The organism is Phreatobacter sp., from assembly GCF_022843985.1.
In the GTDB taxonomy this organism is placed as follows: domain Bacteria; phylum Pseudomonadota; class Alphaproteobacteria; order Rhizobiales; family Phreatobacteraceae; genus Phreatobacter.
Window position 1 is genome coordinate 87,818 of record NZ_JALHMP010000002.1, and the last position, 20,373, is coordinate 108,190.

Genomic DNA, 20,373 nt, shown 5'->3' on the forward strand with positions numbered 1-20,373 from the left:
ATCGATGTCCATGAACAACCAGGGTCGTCCGACCTCCGCCGGCGAGACCGGAACCGCCGCAGCCCACCCGACCTTCACCGGCAACAAGGCCCTGCAGATCGAGGAAGCGCTGATCTTCGAGATCGGCCGTCCCGAGGTCTCCGGCGTCGACATCCCCGCGCCCAAGAAGGTGAAGGCTCGCATCGGCAAGCTTGCCCGCAACGAGGCCATCGGCCTGCCCGGGCTGACCGAGCCCGAGGTCATGCGCCACTATGTGCGCCTCAGCCAGAAGAACTACGGCATCGACACCGGGCTTTTCCCGCTCGGCTCCTGCACGATGAAGCACAATGCCCGCCTGAACGAGAAGATGGCGCGCCTGCCCGGCTTCGGCGACGTCCACCCGCTGCAGCCGGCCTCCACCGTGCAGGGGGCACTGAAGCTGATCGACACGCTCGCACACTATCTCAAGGAACTGACCGGCATGCCTGCCGTCGCCATGAGCCCGAAGGCGGGCGCCCATGGCGAGCTCTGCGGCATGATGGCAATCAAGGCGGCGCTGGAGGCCAAGGGCGAGGGGCACCGCAAGATCGTGCTGGTGCCGGAATCCGCCCATGGCACCAACCCGGCCACCGCCGCCCTCATCGGCTTCGAGGTGCGCTCGGTGCCCGCCAATGCCGACGGCACGGTGCATGTCTCCGACGTCAAGGCCGCTCTCGGGCCGGACGTGGCGGCGATCATGCTGACCAACCCCAACACCTGCGGCATCTTCGAGAAGGAGATCGTCGAGATCGCCGCGGCGATCCATAAGGCGGGGGCCTATTTCTACTGCGACGGTGCCAATTTCAACGCCATCGTCGGCAAGGCGCGGCCCGGTGATCTCGGCGTCGACGCCATGCACATCAACCTGCACAAGACCTTCTCGACGCCCCATGGCGGCGGCGGGCCGGGCTCGGGCCCGGTGGTGCTCTCCGAGCGCCTCGCGGCCTTCGTGCCCTATCCCTTCATCCGCGTCGGCAAGGGCTATGCCCTGGTCGAGGAGGGCGGCAAGCTCGACAAGGGCGAGCAGCCCTTCGGCCGCATGTCCGCCTTCCACGGCCAGATGGGCATGTTCGTGCGCGCCCTCGCCTATATGCTGAGCCATGGCGCCGACGGCATGCGGCTGGCGTCCGAGGACGCCGTCCTCAACGCCAACTATATCCGCGCCTCGCTCGCCGATCTCATGAGCCTGCCCTTCGGCAACCAGCCCTGCATGCACGAGGCGCTGTTCGACGACGACTGGCTGAAGAACACCGGCGTCTCGACCCTCGATTTCGCCAAGGCGATGATCGACGAGGGCTATCACCCGATGACCATGTATTTCCCGCTGGTCGTGCACGGTGCCATGCTCATCGAGCCGACGGAGAGCGAATCGAAAGCCTCGCTCGATCTCTTCATCGCCGCACTGCGCGACCTCGCATTTGCCGCCAAGCGCGGCGATGTCGACCGTTTCAAGGGCGCGCCCTATCATGCGCCCCGCCGGCGCCTCGACGAGACGCGGGCGGCCCGCACGCCGATCCTGCGCTGGACCCCGCCCGAACCCTTCAAGGAGGCGGCGGAGTAACCGCCGCACCCACGCCGCGCGACCATGCGGGACGCCCGGCCCCGGCCGGGCGTCTTCCGTTTCGGGCCGAACGCCTCAGACGCGGCGCTCTTGGCGGCCTTCCTCGACGATTTGGCGATGAAGGCCGGGAGCTCCTGTAGCAGTTGTGCGGTGATGACGCCCCGGTCGGTGACCATCGTCCTGTGCTGGCTGTCGAGCGGCGCGTCGGTTCCGCCGGGACGTCACCGCACGGGCAACGCGCGCTCGCAGCGCTGGTAGACGTGTGACATGCCCTCGAAGGTGATTTCGAGGCGCGTTTGGCTGATCTGGCGGAAGCGCAGGCTGATCCGTTCGGAGAAGCTGCCGCCTTCGCCATAGCAGCGGCCGTTGGCGCTGAGCGCGTCGACCGGTCCCTGCCTGAGTCCACTCAGATTGCATGATGCCGCGAAGAAGATGACTTCGAGCGGCTTCACCTCGACGCGACCGTTGTCGGTTTCCACGGTGCAGGACCGCGGATCATGGCCCCAGGTCCCGACCATATCTGAGTTGAGGGCAACGATGCGCGCTGCCGCCATCCCGGGATGGCAGGTGGCAAGGAGCAGTCCGCAGGCGGCGAGGAGGCGCAACATGGCAGGTCTCGGAGGGCTCTTGGCGAATGCGAGCAGTGTGGGGCGAACACCGCAGTCGGTTCCAACCAGCGCCGCTTGGCTGGAAGGAAAAGGACGACGCGACACAACGCTGGCGCGCATCTTGACATAGCGAAATTCTTAGATCTTCGCCACTGCGGTCCCCATGTCGCGTGGCCGACGCCAGGCGTCGGAGAAAGATGTGCCGGAAGGCCTCGCGGCTCAGCTCTCCGGCCCATAGGCCCGCTCCGCGCTTGCCTTTCCGCCCGCCTTCCCCTTAAGACACGGCCATGCGCATCGTCGCCCGTTCCGCCTCGCGAATTACCGGCCCGGCCTCCTGAAGGCCGCGCGGCCGACTCGCGCGCGTTCGGAGGTCCGGGGTCTGAGTTCTCACCCGATCCGATACCTGCGGCCCGCTGCCGCCATTCCCGGCCGATCATCCCATGTCCGACACGTCCAAGACCTCCGCCGAAGCCGCGTCCGATGCCTTCGACTACTCCAAGACCCTGCTGCTGCCGGAGACGCCGTTTCCAATGCGCGCCGGCCTGCCGGAGAAGGAGCCGCAGATCCTCAAGGCCTGGGAGGAGATGGACCTCTATGGCCGCCTGCGCCGCGCCGCCCGCGGCCGCGACCGCTTCGTGCTCCATGATGGCCCGCCCTATGCCAACGGCCATCTCCACATCGGTCACGCCCTCAACAAGATCCTCAAGGACATGGTGACGAAGTCGCAGCAGATGCTCGGCTTCGACAGCGACTACGTGCCCGGCTGGGACTGCCACGGACTGCCGATCGAATGGAAGATCGAGGAGGAATACCGGGCCAAGGGCAAGAACAAGGACGAGGTGCCGGTCGTCGAGTTCCGTCAGGAATGCCGCGCCTTCGCCACCCACTGGCTCACCATCCAGCGCGAGGAGTTCAAGCGCCTCGGCGTCGTCGGCGACTGGGCCAATCCCTACCAGACCATGACATTCCATGCCGAGGCGCAGATTGCCGCGGAGATCCTGAAGTTCGCCGAATCCGGCCAGCTCTATCGCGGCTCGAAGCCGGTCATGTGGTCGGTGGTGGAGAAGACCGCCCTGGCCGAGGCCGAGGTCGAGTATCATGACTACCAGAGCGACATGATCTGGGCGGCGTTCCCGGTGCGTGCGCTATCCCTCCCGGCTCCCGACCAGGCCGCGCGCGACAGGCTTGCCCTTCTCCGGAACTCGGCGGTCGTCATCTGGACGACGACGCCCTGGACCATCCCCGGCAACCGGGCGATCTCCTATTCCAGCCGCATCGCCTATGGACTCTACCGCGTCATGGCGGCACCGGCTGATAACTGGGCGCGTGTCGGCAACACCTACCTTCTCGCGAGGTCGCTGGCCGAGAGCGTGTTCAAGCAGGCCAAGGTCGAGGGTTTCGAACTCGTGGCGGAGGTCTCCTCTGCTGAACTCGCCGGCATCACCTGTGCCCATCCCCTCGCCAATCTCGGCTACGGCTTTGACGTGCCGATGCTTGACGGCGACCATGTGACCGACGACGCCGGCACCGGCTTCGTCCACACCGCGCCCGGCCACGGCCGCGAGGACTTCGACATCTGGATGGCGAACGGCCGCGTCCTCGCCGAGCGCGGCATCGAGACCCGCATCCCCTATACGGTCGATGGCGACGGTCGCTTCACTGTGGAAGCGCCAGCCTTCGAGGGCCGCCAGGTCATCACTGACAAGGGCGACAAAGGTGACGCAAACCCGGCCGTGATCGAGGCCCTCTCCGCCGCCGGCAACCTCGTCGCCCGCGGTCGCCTCAAGCACCAGTATCCCCATTCCTGGCGCTCCAAGAAGCCGGTCATCTTCCGCAACACGCCCCAGTGGTTCATCGCCATGGACAAGCCTTACGCGGATGGCACGACCTTGCGCCAGCGCGCGCTGAAGGCCATCGGCGAGACGCAGTGGGTGCCGGAATCGGGCGAGAACCGCATCCGCGGCATGATCGAGAACCGGCCCGACTGGGTCGTCTCCCGCCAGCGGGCCTGGGGCGTGCCCATCGCCGTCTTCGTCCATCGCGAGACCGGCGACGTGCTGAAGGACGAGGCGGTCAACCTGCGCATCGCCGAGGCCTTCCGCCAGGAGGGCGCCGACGCCTGGTTCAAGCAGGGCGCAAAAGAGCGCTTCCTCGGCCCTGATCATTCCGCCGACGATTACGACAAGGTCGATGACGTCCTCGACGTCTGGTTCGATTCCGGCTCGACCCATGCCTTCACCCTGGAAAGCCCGCAGGACTTCCCGAATTTCGAGGGCCTGAAGCGCAAGGTGGACGGCGGCGCCGACACCGTGATGTATCTCGAAGGCTCCGACCAGCATCGCGGCTGGTTCCACTCCTCGCTGCTGGAAAGCTGCGGCACCCGTGGCCGGGCGCCCTATGACGTGGTCCTGACCCACGGCTTCGTCCTCGACGGCGAGGGCCGCAAGATGTCGAAGTCGCTCGGCAACACCGTCGCCCCGCAGGACGTCATCAAGCAGTCGGGCGCCGACATCCTGCGCCTGTGGGTGGCCGCCTCCGACTATTCCGACGATCTCAGGATCGGCAAGGAGATCCTGCAGACGACCTCCGACGCCTACCGCAAGCTGCGCAACACCATCCGCTGGATGCTGGGCGCGCTCGCTCATCACGACGGAACGCCGTTGCCGGCCATGGCGGCCCTGCCGGAACTGGAGCGCCTCATGCTCCACCGGCTTGCCGAACTGTCGCCGCAGATCCACGAGGCCTATCGCAACTACGACTACAAGAAGGTCTTCGCGCTGCTGACGCAGTTCATGAATGTCGATCTCTCGGCCTTCTATTTCGACATCCGCAAGGACCGGCTCTATTGCGATCCGCTGTCGTCGACGGAGCGCAAGGCGACGCTGGCGGTCATCGAGGAGCTTTTCCGGGCGGTCGCGACCTGGCTCGCACCGATCCTCTCCTTCACGGCCGAGGAGGCCTGGTGGGATCGCTACGGCCGCGACGGGTCGGTGCACCTCGCCGGCTTCTACGCGGCCGACGGCGGCTGGACAGACAATGCGCTGGACGCGAAGTGGGAGAAGATCCGCAGGGTTCGCCGCGTCGTCACCGGCGCGCTGGAACTGGAGCGGGCCGGCAAGCGTCTCGGCTCTTCGCTGGAGGCGGCCCCGACCGTCTATGTGGCCGACCCCGACCTCATGGTGGCCCTCGACGGCCTCGACCTTGCTGAAGTGGCGATCACCTCGGCCGCCCGGATCGTCGCCGGGGAGGGGCCGGCCGACGCCTTCCGCGCCGACGACACCAAGGGTGTCGCGGTGGTCCCTGCCAAGGCCGAAGGCGTCAAATGCGCCCGCTCGTGGAAATATTTCGATCCCGCGGTCGCTGCGCGCGACTTCCCGGACATCACCCCCCGCGATGCGGCGGCGATGCGCGAGTGGCAGCAGCGTCACGTCATGTGACGACGGGCGGGCGGAGGATGAACGTCCTCAAGCCCGCACCACTCCGCAGGTGCGACGGAGTGCGCGCCGCCATTCCTGAGATGATGCGGAACGCAGGCGGCCGAGACGCTGGATCCTGCCACCTTAAGTCATTACAGAAACCTTGCATACAACCCTAAGTAGAAATAAATCAGAGATCCCTCTATGGATGCAGGGCCGCACGTTGCCGGCCCAAGGCCGTCACGCATTGCGGTCAACCCTAGGGAGTGACGAGATGGCGACGTTTCACGAGTTCGACGAGAAGGCGATCACTTCGGTCCTCGAGGCTGCACGGAGCCTCTACGACCAGAAGATACTCGACGAAAGGGTCCGCATCATCAATCCGATCGATGACGGCCATATCCGCATTGCAGCGCAGTGCATCAGCGTGACGGTCGACAACGGCAGGATCTGCCTCAACTTGCCTCTCGGTATCGGCAAGTTCTGTCTGCCGATCCCCTCGATCATTCCGAACGGCACCGCCGCTCAAGCCTGTCTCGATATCTGCACGACCTGGGGGATTCCGACGGGCGTGCGGGTGACGGTGAGCGTCGCCGGCAAGGTCATCGTCGAGAAGACCTTCCTCAAGTGCTGATGGGCACTGCAAGCGGTCGAGCGCTTGCGGCGAGATCCTGCAAGGGGACCCGGGACGCATCCCGGGTTCCCGCCGCGCGACCGCCACGCGGTCGGCGCAGGTCGGGGCTAAGCCCGATCCCCAAAGAACAGCCGCCATGCGAGAATAAGGAATCACCGGATAGGGGAGGCGCCCCATGGCCCACAGTGCGAATTCCGTCGCGGAACAGCCACCGCAGCGGGCAGGCGCTACGACCCGTTACGCCGTCGTTCCCTTCGTGCAGCAGGGCTCACGGATGGTGGCGGAAGACGTTCACTACCTCGACACCTATCAGCAGGCGCATGCCGTGGCGAAATTCGTTTCGACGCGGCGGCCAAGCGTCCTGGTCCTGTCGGTATCGCCTGGGCGCGATGGCGAGGATCCGGACATCATCGTCCTCGAACAGATCGGCGCCGGTCTGGCGATCGCTACCGCTACGCTCCACTAGGAGGCAGCCGGACAAGCATGAAGGTTGCGCGGCGCCGCGCACGGCACCACGATTGACGTCCAAGCGGCTGGGCCTCGCGGCCAGCCCTTCGCCGGGCGGCGAATGTCAGGCGAGCTTCAGCTGGTCGGCCGACTGCTTGCCGGTGCGGCGGTCGGTGGCCAGTTCGTACGACACCTGCTCGCCCTCACGCAGGTCGTTCAGACCGGCGCGCTGGACGGCGGAGATGTGGACGAAAATGTCCTTGCCACCGTCGGACGGCTGGATGAAGCCGTAGCCCTTCTGGGGGTTAAACCACTTAACGGTCCCGGTCGCCATGGAATGCTCCTCGATGTTTGGCGGTTGAGGGATTTGTCAGGCAGCCCTTCGCCGGGGCTGCGGACGCCTGGCAGGCGCCGACGGCGGGCGGGTGTCGCCACGGGCCGAGGCCTGGATGGGGGACCCGACGACGGCAAGGCGCACGCGGGTCAGTTTCTCGATGGCGGCCAGATGGCCACGCTCGCTCGGATCGCAGAAGGCGAGGGCGATGCCCGTCCGCCCGGCCCGGCCGGTGCGGCCGATGCGGTGAACATAGCTCTCCGGCTCGTTCGGCAGGTCGAAATTGATGACATGGGTGACCTCGGCCACGTCGATGCCGCGGGCGAAGAGGTCGGTCGCCACCAGAATGCGGCACTCACCGGTCTTGAAGGCAGCCAGCGCCCGCTGGCGGGCATTCTGGCTCTTGTTGCCGTGGATGGCGTCGGCCGAGAAGCCCGACTTCTCCAATTGGCCGGCGAGGCGATTGGCGCCGTGCTTGGTCCGCGTGAACACCACGACTCGGGCGAGCGCCGGGTCGGTTAGGAGCTTCTCGAGAAGGTTGCGCTTGTCGGAGGTGCCGACATGGTAGACGTGCTGTTCGATGGCCTCGACCGTCACGGTCTCGGGCGTCACCTCGACGCGCATCGGCTCCCAGAGCATGTCGCGGGCGAGCTTGGCGACCTCCGCCGGCATGGTCGCCGAGAACAGCATGGACTGGCGCTGGTCGGGCAGCTTGGCGATGATCTTCTTCACGTCGCGGATGAAGCCCATATCGAGCATGCGGTCCGCCTCGTCGAGAACGAGATGGGTCACCGTGTCGAGCCGGACGAGGCCCTGGTTCATCAGGTCGATGAGGCGGCCGGGGGTGGCGACGAGAATGTCGATGCCGCGGGCGAGGGCATCGACCTGCGGCTTCTGCCCGACGCCGCCGAAGATCACCGCATGGCGCAGCTTCAGGTTCTTCGACATGCGCGTGACGCTCTCGAAGATCTGCAGCGCGAGTTCGCGCGTCGGGGCGAGCACCAGTGCGCGTACACCCTTGGCCGGCGGGCGGACGAGGTCCTCCGCCAGGTGCTGGAGGATCGGCAGCGCGAAGGCCGCGGTCTTGCCGGTCCCGGTCTGGGCGATGCCGATCAGGTCGTGATCGTCCAGAAGATGCGGGATCGCCTTGGCCTGGATCGGCGTGGGGGTGGCGTAGCCTGCATCATGGAGGGAACGCAGAAGAGGCTCGGCAAGGCCGAGGTCCGAAAAGGTTCGATTGTTCAAGAAAAAAAGTCTCTCAAGGCTACCGGAAACGCGCTTTCGCGTCCTCCAGTTCAAAGTCACGAACCGCGCGCCGGGCGGCCCAGACGAATTTGTCGCACCGGATCTCCGGTTGTCGACGCCTGGTTACTCACAAAGGCGGCGCAGCGCAGTCACGACGATGGTGATCGGGAAGATGGGCGAAGTTTCCGCACCCGTCAAGCCCGTCAGTGAAAAATAGGTCTATCGGATGGTCAATAGTACGAAGACTTGCGGAAAATTCGCTTCAAAAACTCTGAATTGAGAAAAAGTATCCCAATGTGTCAGCCGGGCGTCCGTCAGTTGGTGGAGCTCACCATGGATCGGGCGACAATTTGCCGCCACGCTGGTCGCTCGCGGCGAAGGCGGTCGTCAGCCCGACCACGCGGCGCGCCGAGGCCTCCCAGTCGGCAATGCGAATGAAATTGTCGAAGAACCAGTTGAAGGCGAACTGGGTCTGCACGAAGGCGGCGGCGATCTGCATCATCGACCCCAGCGACATGCTGCTGCTGAGATAGAGTGGCGCGCAGGCAAGCAGCGGCACCGCCGGCATCAGCGTGACATTGGCGTTGATCAGGATCGTCAGCTTGGCGAGCAGCGCAGCGATCACGTACCACGTCGTGACCACCCCTTGCATCAGTCCGACCAGGAGCCTCTGCTTGGGGGCTTCCTCTGCAGCCCGGACGATGGCCGGTGCGTCCTCGCGTATCCCGACCATGGAGGCGCGCAGGGCCGCCTCGGCGGCATTCTTGCGCTCGATGGCGTGGATCAGCGGTCGGCCGAGAACGGCGATCATGCCTGAGGAGAGGACCGCATAGGCGACGGCCACCCAGACCATGAAACCGGGAATGACGATCCCTCCGGCGATGGGCAGGGAGATCGACCCGCCGACGGTCCACAGGATGACGATGAAAGCCGTCGCCGACAGCAGCGAATTGGCCAGACCGACGGCGAATTCGACGAGCGGCTCGACCGCCACCTGGACGTCCTGGGCGATCCGGAATTCGGGCGCATCGATCTGCGGGGCCACCTTGGCCAGGTGGGCGAAGCGTTCCCGGCGCAGCCATTTGCGGATCAATTTGTCCGACAACCAGCCGCGCCAGGCGATCTGCAACCGCATGCGCAGCCAGACGATGAGGGCGGCGACGATCGCCGCGGAAAGGGCGAGCACAGCGAGTTGGCTGATCCCCGCGATCAGGCGATCGGCATGGCGCTGTTCGAGGGCGTTGAAGAAGGAGGCATGCCAGCGGGTGATCAGGACCTGCACGACGACATTGACGATCACCAGTCCCAGGAGCCCCGCGCACAGGCTCCAGGCCAGAAGGGCCGTCCTGCCGCGCCAGAAGCCGCGGGCGAGCGGAAAGAAGGCCAGCGGGTTGATGGCGGGGGGCGTGGCTGGCGGCCCAGGCTCGTCCGTCTTGAGGGCGCCATTCATGGCGCCACTCTAGGCGGGAATGCGGGAGATGCCATGCGGCGATCTCCCGCATGGCATCGCTGCTGCGATCCGGGCGGAGATTGCGGCCATCGGCCGGGGCCACTAGTGATACGTGCCCAGGCGCCGCCCGCCGGCGCTTCCGTGAGGAGGCCAAACATGTCGACGACCAGCCGCCAGATCCTGCTCGCCAGCCGCCCGCACGGCGAGCCGATCGCTGCTAACTTCTCCATCGTCGACACGCCGCTTGCGGCCACTGGGCCGGACCAGGTCCTCCTGAAGATTCGGTACTTGTCGCTCGACCCCTACATGCGGGGCCGCATGAACGACGGAAAATCCTATGCCGCGCCGGTCCCGATCGGCGGCGTGATGGAGGGCGGCACGGTCGCCGAGATCGTGACGTCCAACAGCGACCGTTTTCGTCCGGGCGACATCGTCCTCTCCCATTCCGGCTGGCAGAGCCATGCGATCGCCGACGCCAAGGACCTGCGCAAGGTCGATCCGACCGCCGCGCCCATCTCCACCGCCGTCGGCGTTCTCGGGATGCCCGGCATGACCGCCTATACCGGCCTCCTGACCATCGGCCAGCCGAAGCGCGGCGAGACCGTTGTCGTTGCCGCGGCCACCGGCCCCGTCGGCTCCGCCGTCGGCCAGATCGCCAGGATCAAGGGCGCCCGCGCCGTCGGCATTGCCGGCGGGGCCGACAAGGTTCGCGCCCTGACCGAGGAGTTCGGTTTCGACGTCGCCCTCGACCACCGCTCGCCGACTTTCGTCGCCGACCTCAAGGCGGCCTGCCCGGACGGGATCGACGTCTATTTCGAGAATGTCGGCGGGCACGTCTTCGACGCCGTCTTCCCGCTGTTGAATTTCTTCGCCCGCATCCCCGTCTGCGGTCTCATCGCCCAGTACAACGCCACATCGCTGCCCGACGGTCCGGACCGCCTGCCGCTGCTGATGCGCGACGTGCTGACCAAGCGGCTGAATTTCCGCGGTTTCATCGTCCGCGACTTTGCCGACCAGTCCAAGGCCTTCTTCACCGACATGAGCCGGTGGATCGGCGAGGGCAAGGTCAGGTACCGCGAGGACATCGTCGACGGGCTCGACAAGGCGCCGGAGGCCTTCATCGGCCTTCTTAAGGGCCGGAATTTCGGCAAGCTCGTTGTAAAGGTGGGCTGACGGCAGGGGGACTGGGCCCAGGCGCCACTCGGTTGCCCGGGTACACTCCTCAGACAGGTGTCGCGACGAGGGGGGAGGAGGCCAGTCCCGTGCCGGCAGGCTGTCCCGGCAGGCCGGCGCCCTTGGCGAGGCTGGACACGGCGGCGGCGACACCACCCTCGCCATGGGGGATGTCGAGCGCCTTCATCGCCATCTCGATCGCCGAGAGCGTGCCGAGCACCATCGGCGCATTGACATGGCCCATATGGGCGATGCGGAAGGCGCGTCCCGAAAGGTCGCCGATCGCCGAGCCGAGCGCCACGCCGCAGATGGTCTGGGCATAGGTCGAGATCGCCGCGGCATCGGCGCCCTGGACGAGGACCGGCGTGACCGACGGCGCGCGATGGGCTGGCTCGATCACGTTGCAGGACAGGAACTGCCCCTCGGCCCATTTGCCGATGGCGGCATGGGTCGCTTCGGCGAGCAGCGCATGGCGGCGCCACACGGCGGGAAGGCCCTCCTCCATGATCATGTCGAGGGCGGCGCGCAGCGCGAAGAGCAGGTGCTCCGGCGGCGTGCCGCAATATTTCATGTAGTGCTCGGCCCCCTGGCGAGCAGTCCAGTCCCAGTAGAGCGTCTTCATGTCGGCGGTCGCGTGGGCCTTGTGCGCCTTGTCGTTGGCCGCGACGAAGGCGAGACCCGGCGGCGTCATCAGGCCCTTCTGGGAGGCGGACATGGCGACGTCGACACCCCAGGCGTCCATCTCGAAATTCATGCAGGCGAGCGAGGCCACGCCATCGACCATGAAGAGCGCGGGATGGCCGGCCGCATCGATTGCCTGGCGCACCGCCTGGACGTCGTTGGCGACCCCGGAGGCGGTGTCGACCTGTACCATCAGGATCGCCTTGATCGCATGGTCGCGGTCGAGCCTGAGCCGCGCCTCGACGGTGGCCGGATCGATGGCGGCCCGCCAGGAGCCTTCCAGCACCTCGACATCGGCGCCCATGAAGGCCGCCATCTGGCCCCAGCCGATGGCAAAACGCCCGCTCGACAGCACCAGAACCTTGTCGCCGCGCGACAGAACGTTACTGATCGCCGCTTCCCAGCCGCCGTGGCCATTGGCGGCGTAGATATAGGTGCGCGCCTGGGTGGCGAAGACGCGTTGCAGATCCGCGAGCAGGCTGTCGGTGAGGGCCACCATCGGCCCCGAATAGATTTCCTCAGCCGGGCGCATCATCGCCTGCAGCACGCGGTCGGGGATGTTCGTCGGGCCGGGAATGGCGAGAAGGCTGCGGCCGTTGGCGACGCTCATGGAGGATCCTTTGCCGGGCGGAGCGGAATGCGGTCAATCCTTCGCGTAAACGCCGCCGGTGCCATGGGCAAGGGCCCCGCCGGCGGGACTGCCGCGCTGCGCCGCCCGGTCTCGGGCCGGGCCTGCGCTCAAATCACGAACAGGCCTGCCGTCACCAGCGCCAGGATCACCCCGGTGGCGCCGAAGAACACCGCCACATGCCGCCAGCCGATCGACAGGATCGCCATGACCGAGGTGCCGAGGCCGAGCGCCGCGATGGCGATCAGCAGGCCCGCATTGGACAGCGTGACAAGCCAAGGCTTCACCGCAGCATAGGGCGCGGCCAGGGCGGGCACCGCTGGCAGCACCGAATTGACCACCACCAGCGCCAGGAAGACGAGCGCGAAGACCGGCACAGGCACGCTGGCTTCGCCCGCCTCCCGGCCCTGCCGCATGAACCACCAGCCGATGGCGAGGACGACGGGAAGCAGCAGGAAAACCCGGAACAGCTTCACCACCACCGCCGAGTTGCCGACCGGCTCGGAAATCGCATAACCGGCACCGACGACCTGGGCCATGTCATGGATGGTGGCGCCGAGGAGGATGCCCGTCTGTGTCGCATCGAAGCCCAGGAGGAGGGCCAGCGGTGGATAGGTCAGCATCACCAGCGTCGACACCGCATTGGCGGCGACGACGGTGAAGGCGGTATCGGCGGCCTTGGCCGGATAGTTCGGCAGGACCGTTGTCGTGGCCAGTGTCGCGGAGGCGCCGCAGACCGCAGTCGCAGCGCCCGCCAGCGCCCCGTAGCCGTCATGGAGACCCAACCGGCGTGCCAGCCAGATGCCGCTGGCGATGGTCAGCGCCATGGATCCGACGACCAGCACCAGCGTGCCGACGCCAAGGCCGATGATGTCGCCGAAGGCGATGCGCAGCCCGAGCAGGGCTATGGCCAAGCGCAGCAGCTTCTTCACCGCGAAGGTCAGCCCCGGCGCGAAAAGGGGCCGCGCCGCCAGCGGATAGAGAGCCATGCCGATAACCAGAGCGAGCACCATGACAGGCAGCGCCAGTCGTCCGCCGGTCGCCTGCCGCAAAAGGGGCTCGGCGACGACAGCCGCGACTCCCACCCCCGCCGCCAGAGCGAATCCCGGCATGAGTAGGCGGGACGTCACCGCAGCTTGGACGGTCATGCGGGTCTCCCGGTGGACTGCTGATAGACGACGAGGCGCGCATGGCCGGTGTCCCGGATTTCGCGCAGCGCGAAACCGAGATCGACCAGAATCCGTTGAGAAACAAGGTTGGTTTCGCTCGTCACTGCCATGACGGGGTGAATGTCCTGCCTGGCAGCGAAGTGGAGAATACTTTTTGTTGCCTCCTTCGTGTAGCGGTGGCCGCGATGGTCCGGCATGACGGCATAGCGCAAGGCCACTCCGACGCCTTCGTCATGGTCCCACAGCCCGATAATGCCGACGAAGGCATCGTCCTGCCGGCGGCGGATAGCGAAGACCCCATAGCCGGCCCGCTCCCAGGTGGCGCGGTAGCCGTCGAGCTGGGCGCGAGTCTCGACCCCGGTCAGCACGCCATGTTTCAGCTTGCCGCCGACATCCGGGTGGGCATTGAGCCGGCAGAGGTCGGCGAAATCGGCCTCGCCGATGGTGGTGAGAACGAGGCGGTCGGTCTCGATCCTGACGGTGGTCACGGCGTCACCTCTCCGTTCTCCCGGCCTCTCGAATTCGCTCCCGCCGCGCCCATGGGCGGCAGGACCGGCACACCCATCGCTTCTATAGCGTTGGTAAGACCGGGGTCAGCCGCCGCGACGCATCGGAGGCAGGCGCCAGGGGCCTCGATCGCGGGCCGGAAACAGGGGGGCCCTTCATTCCCGCGGGTTGACGCTGGACTGCCAACCGGGCGACATCGGGATCCACGGTCGAGACCCCACATGTCAGATCCTCGCCTCGCGCCGCGCGCCCTCGTGCCGCTGCTCGTTGTCTTCGCCGCGATCGGACCCATGGCGCTGAATCTGCCGCTGCCGGCCGTTCCCGGGCTGGCGCGCTATTTCGAGACCGATGCGGGCACGATCCAGCTCACCATCACGCTCTATCTCGCCGGCATGGCCGTGGCGCAGCTCTTCCTTGGGCCGCTGTCGGACCGCTATGGCCGCCGGCCCGTGATCATCGGGGCGCTCGTCGCCACAGCGGCCATGAGCCTGTTCGCCGCGCTCGCCGCCAGCGCCGCCATGCTGATCGTCGCCCGCGTCCTGCAGAGCTTCGGCGCCTCCGCCGGCCAGGTCATCGGCCGCGCCATCATCCGCGACGTCTTTGACAAGGACCGCGCGGCCTCGATGATCGGCTGGGTGACGATGGCGATGGTTGTCGCCCCGATGGTCTCGCCCTCGATCGGCGGGCTGATGGAAGAGACGATCGGCTGGCGCTGGGTCTTCGCCGCCACCGCTGTGATCGCCGTCGTCACCCTCGTCCTCGCCGTCTTACGGCTGCCGGAAACCCGCGCCGTGGTCTCCTCGCCGAGCTTCGGTCAGCTCGTCAGGGATGCCGGCGCTCTCTGCCGCAACCGCGTCTTCGTCGGCTATCTGCTGATCGGGGCGCTATCCTCGATAACCTTCTTTTCCTTCGTCGGCGGTGCACCGCACATCACCGTGACGCTGATGGGCCAGTCCTCCACCGTCTACGGCCTATGGTTCATGGTGAACGCCTGCGGCTACATGCTCGGCAACGCCATCTGCGGCCGCTATGCGGCACGGCTCGGCTCCGACCGGCTGATCCGGTGGGGCAGCGTTATGATGGTGCTGATGGCGCTCGTGCAACTCGCCATCGCCCTGGCCGGCTGGATGGTGCATCCGGCCTGGCTGTTCCTGCCGCAGGCGGCCATCGCCTTTGCCAATGGGCTGCAATTGCCTGGCTCTATCGCCGGGGCGGTCAGTGTCCGGCCGGAAGCTGCGGGCTCGGCCTCCGGCATTGTCGGTTTCGCGCAAATGGGGCTTGGCGCCATCGCGGCGCAGATCGCAGGCACGCTGGTCGGCACGACGATGAGCCCGGTCCCGATGGTGGCGCTGTCGGTCTTCGGCGCGGTTGGCGCCTTTGCTGCGGTCGCTCTGATCCGCCGCCGTGATACCTATTGACCGCGCTCAGCTGATGCCGGCATAGCGTCCGGGACGGTGGTTCATTCCGACGACGACGCATAGGACCGTGACGCCCGCCACCGAAAGGGCGACGAGGTCGAGGCTGACCACCGCGGTGGCCGCCAGCATCACCAGCATGTCCACGGCGAGCTGGAAATAGCCGGCACGGATGCCGTGCTTCTCCTGGAGATAATAGGCGAGGATGCTGACACCGCCGAGGCTCATGCCGTGACGGAACAGGATCAGCAGCCCGATCCCGAAGAGTCCGCCGCCGACGATGGCGGCATAGACGGGATTGAGATGGCCGATCTCCAGCCACAACGGCATCAGCTTGGAGAAGATCGACACCAGCACCACGGCCGCCAGCGTCTTGGCGGTGAAGGCCCAGCCCAGGCGCAGCAGCGACAAGACGAAGAACGGCAGGTTGACCAGCAGGAACAGGGCGGAAAAGTTCAGCGGAGTCGCATAGCTGATCAGCAGCGCGATGCCGACCGTGCTGCCCGTGAGCAGCGAGGCCTTGGCGTAGAAAGCGACCCCGAGGGCGACAAACAGCGTGCCGAGGATGAGGGCGATGGCATCCTCGTGCGGACGGTGGCGCATCACGGTCTCGGACATCGCGACTCCTCTGTTGCGCCGCACAATAGCAGAGAGCCGGCTGCGCGGTCGCGCCCATCTTCTGGGCAGCCCTGCCTTGTGTGCAGGCTGGATCTAGGGATCAGCCGGGTCTGTCGCCTGTAGCACGACGAACCACGGCGCCGCCTCCGGCTGGCACAGCGGCCCAATCCGCCCCTCCTGCGGGCAGGATCGGACGTGCCGCGGGCGGGCGAGAATGCCGCGCCTGTCGATGCGCAGGTCGCGTCGCGCCACCGACTGCAGGACATTGCCGCCGATCAGGGTGGCGAGGCGCCGGCGCCGGTCCGCCGCTACCACGACATCGCAATGAAGGTTCCAGACCGGGCGCACGCCCATGGCCAGGGCCGGCACCAGGGCCGCGTAGCCGTCGCCGACAGCGGCCGGGTCGTGCCGGTGCAGGCAGAGGAGGTCACCCGGCCGGAGCGGGGTCGCGCGGGGGTCGCAGGCCCGGTAGAAGGCGCCCGGTGACAGGCCCTGTGCCTCGTCCCGGCTGCGCCGCGCCGCCTCAGCGACAAAGTCGAAATGGGCCATGGAGGCCTGGAAACGGACGCGGGAGACACCCGCCGTCACCACCACATGCGAGACGAAGGCTGCCGACCAGGGAATATCCACCGCTGCGGCACGCAGCGCCGCCTGGACCAGGGCGTCCCGCTCGGGCTCGGGCAGGCTGGTGCCGCGCAGGCGCGCGAGGAGATCGGCCAGCGGTACGAGGTCGCCGGCGCCGGTGGCGCCCGAATCTTCCGTGAGGCGCTGGATCCGCCGCGCCTGCAGCGGGCCCTCGGTGAGCGGGCCGAGCGTTTCCCAGTAGCGCATGACCTGACGCCAGGGCACGCCGCGCCCGGCGGCCTCGTCGCGGACCACATCCGCCTCCACGGCGCCGAAGCGGATCATGGTGCCGCCGGGCCCGATGACATGACCGCCGAAGGCGTCGTGTTCGCGCGCCGCAGTCCCGGCGATGGCAAGCGCTGCCGGCGAGGGCGCGGCGGCGCCGGTCATGCGGCAGAGCCGGTCCAGCCAGCCGAACTCCGCTGTGGTGAAGCGCGGGGCTTCAGCCCGCACCGGCCCGGCGAGGAGCAATGGGCCGGCCAGGGCGACGATCGCCGGCAGGATCGCTGCCGCCAGAACCATTGCTCCGGCGCGCCCGGGCGGCGGCGTCAGCGGATGCGGGCGGGTCCTGTCGGGCTGGCGGATCATGGGCCGACAACAGCAGGATTCCCCGCCCGTGGCGAGCCTGGGCCGCCGCGGCTAAACTCCAGGCGATGACACCTGGTTTTCGAGCGCGCCGGGGGCGCCACCTTCTGGCTGCCGCGGCGGGTCTTATCGCCGCCTATCTCGCAATCGCCTATCTCCTGGCGCCGGAGCTGTGGTGGCGGCACGAACATCACCCCGGCCTCGCCCGCCGGCCGATGCTGACGGCGACCGCCAGCGGCATTCCCGGCGATCCGATCAATGTCGGGTTGGTCGGTGACCTCGCGGATGTGACCGGCGCCATGCAGGCGGCCGGGTGGCGCCCGGCCGATCCTCTCACCCTGCGCTCGAGCCTCGGCATCGGCCTGTCCGTCCTCCTCGACCGGCCCTACCCGGACGCGCCGGTGTCGCCGCTTTACTTCGAGGGCCGCATGCAGGATCTCGCCTTCGAGAAGCCAGTGGGTGCCTCGGCAGACCGGCGCCATCATGTCCGCTTCTGGAAGGCCCTCGACACGACCGCCGACGGACGTCCGCTTTTCCTCGGGGCGGCGAGCTTCGATCGCGGCGTCGGCTTCAGCCACCTTACCGGCCAGGTCACCCACCATATTGCGCCGGACGTCGACAGCGAGCGCGCCGTGCTGATGCAGAGCCTCACCCGCGCCGGGCGGCTGGTCTCGGATTATTTCGTGCCCGGCTCCGGTCCGACCCTCTCCGGCCGCAATGGCGGCGGCGACCTCTATGTGACCGATGGCGATGTCCTGATCGGCGTGGTGGCGCGGCCGGGGCCCCCTGCGGCGCCGAGCCTGGGAAGGCCCGACCTGCCGCCGGCAGACCCTTGGTGGATCGCACTGCGCCGCCGGATCTGGGGCTGGATCACGGCCGCTGCCAGCCGTTTAGGCTGACATTTGGGCATGGGAGGATGCCTGTCCTCAGGCCGGCACCCAGCCGTCCTTCGCCAGCACCTCGCCGGCCAGATAGAGGCTGCCGGTGATGAGAACCCGCGGCGGCAGGCCGCCGGGCTCGGTCGCGACGGCCGCGAGCGCCGCATCAAGGCTGTCGCAGGCGGTGGCCGCGAGGCCGGCCGAGCGCGCGGCGTCGGCGAGGCTTGCCGCCGGCAGTGCCGCCGGATAGCCGAAGGGCACTGTCAGCACCTGCGGCGCCAGGGCGCGGAAATGGTCGAGGAAGCCGCGCGGGTCCTTGGTCGAGATCATGCCGGCGATCATCACCAGCGGCTTCGGCTGGCGGGCCTGCATGGTTCTTACCGCCTCGGCCAGGACCGCGCCGCCGCCGGGATTGTGGCCGCCGTCGAGCCAGAGCTCGGCGCCGGTCGGAAGCGCCGCGAGAACGTGCCCGGTCAGCCTCTGCAGCCGTCCCGGCCAGGCGACGGCCTGCAAGCCGCGTTCGACGGCGGCCGGTGACATCGAAAAGCCCGCCGTCTTGACCGCGGCCAGCGCGGCGCCGGCATTCTCGAACTGGTGTGCCCCGGCCAGCCGCGGCGGCGGCGCGTCGATCAGTCCGTCCTCGTCCTGGAAGACGAAGCGGCCGTTCTCAGCCCTTGCGAACCAGTCGAGACCGGAGACGAAAAGGCGCGAACGCATGGCCTCCGCCGCCGCTTCGATCACCGCCATGGCCTCCGGCGTCTGCAGCGAGATGACGGCCGGCCGACCGCGCTTCAGGATGCCGGCCTTCTCGGCGGCGATCTTCGGGATCGTGTCGCCGAGATAGTCCGCATGATCCATCGATACCGGCGTGATGATGCTGACCGCTGGCCGCGGCACGACGTTGGTCGCGTCGAAACGTCCGCCCATGCCGACTTCGAGGATCACCGCATCGGCCGGATGCCGGGCAAAGAGCATCAGGCCGGCAATGGTGGTGATCTCGAACTGGGTGATCGGCTGCCCCTCGTTGGCGCGTTCCACTTCGAGCAGGATCTTGGCGAGCGCCGCATCCTCGACCAGCCGGCCGCCGCCGGGGGCGCCGAGCCGGAAGCGTTCGTTGAACTTCACGAGATGAGGCGATGTATAGACATGGACGGTGCGTCCCGAGGCCTCGAGGAAGGCGCGGGCGAAGGCCGAGGTCGAACCCTTGCCATTGGTGCCGGCGACATGGATCACCGGCGGCAGGGCGAGATGCGGGTTGCCGAGCCGCGCCAGCGCCCCGACCATCCGGTCCAGCGACAGATCGATCAGCTTGGGATGCAGCTTCGCCAGCCGGTCGAGAATGGCGGCGATGGGGGCTTCGGCAACCGTCATGGTGAGGAACTTGCGGAGGGCGGCGGTCTGCCGGCAGGAGATGCTGGACGCGTGTAAGAAAGCAGATCGCGAGCCGGTGCCGACCGCGTCAGGTTGCCGCGACAGCGGGCGGTTGCGCCGCCGGTTCCGGGGACGGCGTGCCTTCGCTCGGCGCCGGCGCCTTGGTGAGAACCCGGCAGAGGCGCGCCAGCGTCGCCCTGAGGTCGTGGCGGTGCACGACGAGGTCCACCATGCCATGATCCTTCAGATATTCCGCCCGCTGGAAGCCTTCCGGCAGCTTCTCGCGGATGGTCTGCTCGATCACCCGCGGCCCGGCGAAGCCGATCAGTGCGCCCGGTTCGGCGATGTGGACGTCGCCGAGCATCGCATAGCTCGCGGTGACACCGCCGGTCGTCGGGTTGGTCAGGACCACGATATAGGGCAGTCGGGCATCGCGCAGCGCCTGGACTGCCACGGTGGTGCGCGGCATCTGCATCAGCGACAGGATGCCCTCCTGCATGCGGGCGCCGCCGGAGGCGGTGAAGATGATGAAGGGCGTCTTCTTCTCGACCGCGGTCATCATGCCCTTGACGATGGCTTCCCCGGCCGCGGTGCCGAGCGAGCCGGCCATGAAGTCCATGTCCTGCACGCAGACCGTGACAGCGAGGCCTTCGAGTTTTCCGTAGCCGACCTTGATCGCATCGGCCATGCCGGTCTTGGCACGCGCATCCTTCAGCCGGTCGACATAGCGCTTCTCGTCGCGGAATTTCAGGGGATCGAGGGGGGCTTCGGGCAACTGGACGTCGAACCAGGTGCCGTTGTCGAAGACCGACCGCAGCCTGGCGGTCGAGCCCATGCGCATGTGCACGCCCGAGCCGGGGATGACGAAGAGATTGCTCTCGAGATCCTTGTGGAACACCATCTGCCCGGTCTCCGGGCATTTGATCCACAGGTTCTCCGGCGTGTCCCGCTTCAGAAACGAGCGGATCTTCGGGGGCAGAACGTCGGTGATCCAGTTCATGACTGTCGTCC

Annotated in this window: 18 protein-coding genes; 7 read left to right on the top strand and 11 right to left on the bottom strand. The window is 67.5% G+C overall.

Annotated elements, in window-relative coordinates:
* Nucleotides 1–4: 4 nt before the first annotated feature.
* Nucleotides 5–1,579 (top strand): aminomethyl-transferring glycine dehydrogenase subunit GcvPB, encoded by a 1,575-nt coding sequence (gcvPB, locus tag Q0C57_RS01665; RefSeq protein ID WP_296571133.1) that lies wholly within the window; start codon nt 5–7, stop codon nt 1,577–1,579.
* Nucleotides 1,580–1,800: 221 nt separating this feature from the next.
* Here the strand turns inward: gcvPB and Q0C57_RS01670 are convergent, their stop codons facing one another.
* Nucleotides 1,801–2,187, bottom strand: coding sequence for a hypothetical protein (locus tag Q0C57_RS01670; RefSeq protein WP_296571135.1), 387 nt, complete (start codon nt 2,185–2,187; stop codon nt 1,801–1,803).
* Between the two features lie 440 nt (nt 2,188–2,627).
* Here Q0C57_RS01670 and ileS point away from each other — a divergent pair, with 440 nt between their 5' ends.
* From ileS to Q0C57_RS01685, 3 genes are all read left to right on the top strand, one after another.
* Complete coding sequence (ileS, locus tag Q0C57_RS01675; protein ID WP_296571138.1) at nt 2,628–5,624, top strand: isoleucine--tRNA ligase; 2,997 nt, start codon at nt 2,628–2,630, stop codon at nt 5,622–5,624.
* 253 nt (nt 5,625–5,877) lie between these two features.
* On the top strand, nt 5,878–6,237 hold the full coding sequence (locus Q0C57_RS01680) for a hypothetical protein (protein WP_296571140.1): 360 nt from the start codon (nt 5,878–5,880) through the stop codon (nt 6,235–6,237).
* 175 nt (nt 6,238–6,412) lie between these two features.
* The gene (locus Q0C57_RS01685; RefSeq protein WP_296571144.1) at nt 6,413–6,703 is read left to right on the top strand and encodes a hypothetical protein; all 291 of its coding nucleotides are present in this window, start codon (nt 6,413–6,415) and stop codon (nt 6,701–6,703) included.
* A gap of 105 nt (nt 6,704–6,808) precedes the next feature.
* On the opposite strand, the gene Q0C57_RS01690 is transcribed toward Q0C57_RS01685, so the two are convergent.
* From Q0C57_RS01690 to Q0C57_RS01700, 3 genes are all read right to left on the bottom strand, one after another.
* The gene (locus Q0C57_RS01690; protein ID WP_296571147.1) at nt 6,809–7,018 is read right to left on the bottom strand and encodes a cold-shock protein; all 210 of its coding nucleotides are present in this window, start codon (nt 7,016–7,018) and stop codon (nt 6,809–6,811) included.
* Between the two features lie 36 nt (nt 7,019–7,054).
* Entirely contained in the window at nt 7,055–8,263 is a 1,209-nt protein-coding gene (locus tag Q0C57_RS01695; protein WP_296571149.1) for a DEAD/DEAH box helicase, read from the bottom strand.
* Between the two features lie 328 nt (nt 8,264–8,591).
* Nucleotides 8,592–9,713: an SbmA/BacA-like family transporter gene (locus tag Q0C57_RS01700; protein ID WP_296571152.1), complete on the bottom strand. Its 1,122-nt coding sequence runs from the start codon at nt 9,711–9,713 to the stop codon at nt 8,592–8,594.
* A 156-nt stretch (nt 9,714–9,869) separates the two neighbouring features.
* Between Q0C57_RS01700 and Q0C57_RS01705 the strand changes: the two genes are divergently transcribed.
* Nucleotides 9,870–10,886, top strand: coding sequence for an NADP-dependent oxidoreductase (locus Q0C57_RS01705; protein ID WP_296571155.1), 1,017 nt, complete (start codon nt 9,870–9,872; stop codon nt 10,884–10,886).
* A 49-nt stretch (nt 10,887–10,935) separates the two neighbouring features.
* Here Q0C57_RS01705 and Q0C57_RS01710 read toward each other — a convergent pair whose 3' ends face one another.
* The 3 genes from Q0C57_RS01710 to Q0C57_RS01720 all read right to left on the bottom strand — a co-directional run bounded on the left by Q0C57_RS01710 (nt 10,936) and on the right by Q0C57_RS01720 (nt 13,852).
* Nucleotides 10,936–12,177, bottom strand: coding sequence for an aminotransferase class V-fold PLP-dependent enzyme (locus Q0C57_RS01710; RefSeq protein ID WP_296571158.1), 1,242 nt, complete (start codon nt 12,175–12,177; stop codon nt 10,936–10,938).
* Between the two features lie 128 nt (nt 12,178–12,305).
* Nucleotides 12,306–13,343 (bottom strand): putative sulfate exporter family transporter, encoded by a 1,038-nt coding sequence (locus Q0C57_RS01715; RefSeq protein ID WP_296571160.1) that lies wholly within the window; start codon nt 13,341–13,343, stop codon nt 12,306–12,308.
* Nucleotides 13,340–13,852, bottom strand: a complete 513-nt coding sequence (locus tag Q0C57_RS01720; protein ID WP_296571164.1) for a GNAT family N-acetyltransferase — start codon at nt 13,850–13,852, stop codon at nt 13,340–13,342. Before Q0C57_RS01720 ends, Q0C57_RS01715 begins: the two co-directional genes overlap by 4 nt.
* Before the next feature lie 240 nt (nt 13,853–14,092).
* Between Q0C57_RS01720 and Q0C57_RS01725 the strand changes: the two genes are divergently transcribed.
* Nucleotides 14,093–15,289 (top strand): multidrug effflux MFS transporter, encoded by a 1,197-nt coding sequence (locus Q0C57_RS01725; RefSeq protein ID WP_296571166.1) that lies wholly within the window; start codon nt 14,093–14,095, stop codon nt 15,287–15,289.
* 6 nt (nt 15,290–15,295) lie between these two features.
* Here the strand turns inward: Q0C57_RS01725 and Q0C57_RS01730 are convergent, their stop codons facing one another.
* Both Q0C57_RS01730 and Q0C57_RS01735 read right to left on the bottom strand, forming a co-directional pair.
* Complete coding sequence (locus tag Q0C57_RS01730; RefSeq protein ID WP_296571168.1) at nt 15,296–15,904, bottom strand: YitT family protein; 609 nt, start codon at nt 15,902–15,904, stop codon at nt 15,296–15,298.
* 93 nt (nt 15,905–15,997) lie between these two features.
* Entirely contained in the window at nt 15,998–17,116 is a 1,119-nt protein-coding gene (locus Q0C57_RS01735) for a DUF2272 domain-containing protein (RefSeq protein ID WP_296571170.1), read from the bottom strand.
* A 65-nt stretch (nt 17,117–17,181) separates the two neighbouring features.
* On the opposite strand from Q0C57_RS01735, the gene Q0C57_RS01740 reads away from it, so the two are divergent.
* Nucleotides 17,182–18,012 (top strand): LssY C-terminal domain-containing protein, encoded by an 831-nt coding sequence (locus Q0C57_RS01740; protein ID WP_296571171.1) that lies wholly within the window; start codon nt 17,182–17,184, stop codon nt 18,010–18,012.
* A 27-nt stretch (nt 18,013–18,039) separates the two neighbouring features.
* Here Q0C57_RS01740 and Q0C57_RS01745 read toward each other — a convergent pair whose 3' ends face one another.
* Both Q0C57_RS01745 and accD read right to left on the bottom strand, forming a co-directional pair.
* On the bottom strand, nt 18,040–19,362 hold the full coding sequence (locus Q0C57_RS01745) for a folylpolyglutamate synthase/dihydrofolate synthase family protein (protein WP_296571173.1): 1,323 nt from the start codon (nt 19,360–19,362) through the stop codon (nt 18,040–18,042).
* 88 nt (nt 19,363–19,450) lie between these two features.
* Nucleotides 19,451–20,362: an acetyl-CoA carboxylase, carboxyltransferase subunit beta gene (accD, locus tag Q0C57_RS01750; protein ID WP_296571176.1), complete on the bottom strand. Its 912-nt coding sequence runs from the start codon at nt 20,360–20,362 to the stop codon at nt 19,451–19,453.
* Between the last annotated feature and the right edge of the window lie 11 nt (nt 20,363–20,373).

What these genes read in the sequence shown, in the direction of transcription:
- gcvPB (WP_296571133.1), top strand. Translation starts at nt 5, where the DNA reads ATGTCCATGAACAACCAGGGTCGTCCGACCTCCGCCGGCGAGACCGGA.
- Q0C57_RS01670 (WP_296571135.1), bottom strand. Translation starts at nt 2,187, where the DNA reads ATGTTGCGCCTCCTCGCCGCCTGCGGACTGCTCCTTGCCACCTGCCAT.
- ileS (WP_296571138.1), top strand. Translation starts at nt 2,628, where the DNA reads ATGTCCGACACGTCCAAGACCTCCGCCGAAGCCGCGTCCGATGCCTTC.
- Q0C57_RS01680 (WP_296571140.1), top strand. Translation starts at nt 5,878, where the DNA reads ATGGCGACGTTTCACGAGTTCGACGAGAAGGCGATCACTTCGGTCCTC.
- Q0C57_RS01685 (WP_296571144.1), top strand. Translation starts at nt 6,413, where the DNA reads ATGGCCCACAGTGCGAATTCCGTCGCGGAACAGCCACCGCAGCGGGCA.
- Q0C57_RS01690 (WP_296571147.1), bottom strand. Translation starts at nt 7,018, where the DNA reads ATGGCGACCGGGACCGTTAAGTGGTTTAACCCCCAGAAGGGCTACGGC.
- Q0C57_RS01700 (WP_296571152.1), bottom strand. Translation starts at nt 9,713, where the DNA reads ATGAATGGCGCCCTCAAGACGGACGAGCCTGGGCCGCCAGCCACGCCC.
- Q0C57_RS01705 (WP_296571155.1), top strand. Translation starts at nt 9,870, where the DNA reads ATGTCGACGACCAGCCGCCAGATCCTGCTCGCCAGCCGCCCGCACGGC.
- Q0C57_RS01710 (WP_296571158.1), bottom strand. Translation starts at nt 12,177, where the DNA reads ATGAGCGTCGCCAACGGCCGCAGCCTTCTCGCCATTCCCGGCCCGACG.
- Q0C57_RS01715 (WP_296571160.1), bottom strand. Translation starts at nt 13,343, where the DNA reads ATGACCGTCCAAGCTGCGGTGACGTCCCGCCTACTCATGCCGGGATTC.
- Q0C57_RS01725 (WP_296571166.1), top strand. Translation starts at nt 14,093, where the DNA reads ATGTCAGATCCTCGCCTCGCGCCGCGCGCCCTCGTGCCGCTGCTCGTT.
- Q0C57_RS01730 (WP_296571168.1), bottom strand. Translation starts at nt 15,904, where the DNA reads ATGTCCGAGACCGTGATGCGCCACCGTCCGCACGAGGATGCCATCGCC.
- Q0C57_RS01735 (WP_296571170.1), bottom strand. Translation starts at nt 17,116, where the DNA reads ATGATCCGCCAGCCCGACAGGACCCGCCCGCATCCGCTGACGCCGCCG.
- Q0C57_RS01740 (WP_296571171.1), top strand. Translation starts at nt 17,182, where the DNA reads ATGACACCTGGTTTTCGAGCGCGCCGGGGGCGCCACCTTCTGGCTGCC.
- Q0C57_RS01745 (WP_296571173.1), bottom strand. Translation starts at nt 19,362, where the DNA reads ATGACGGTTGCCGAAGCCCCCATCGCCGCCATTCTCGACCGGCTGGCG.
- accD (WP_296571176.1), bottom strand. Translation starts at nt 20,362, where the DNA reads ATGAACTGGATCACCGACGTTCTGCCCCCGAAGATCCGCTCGTTTCTG.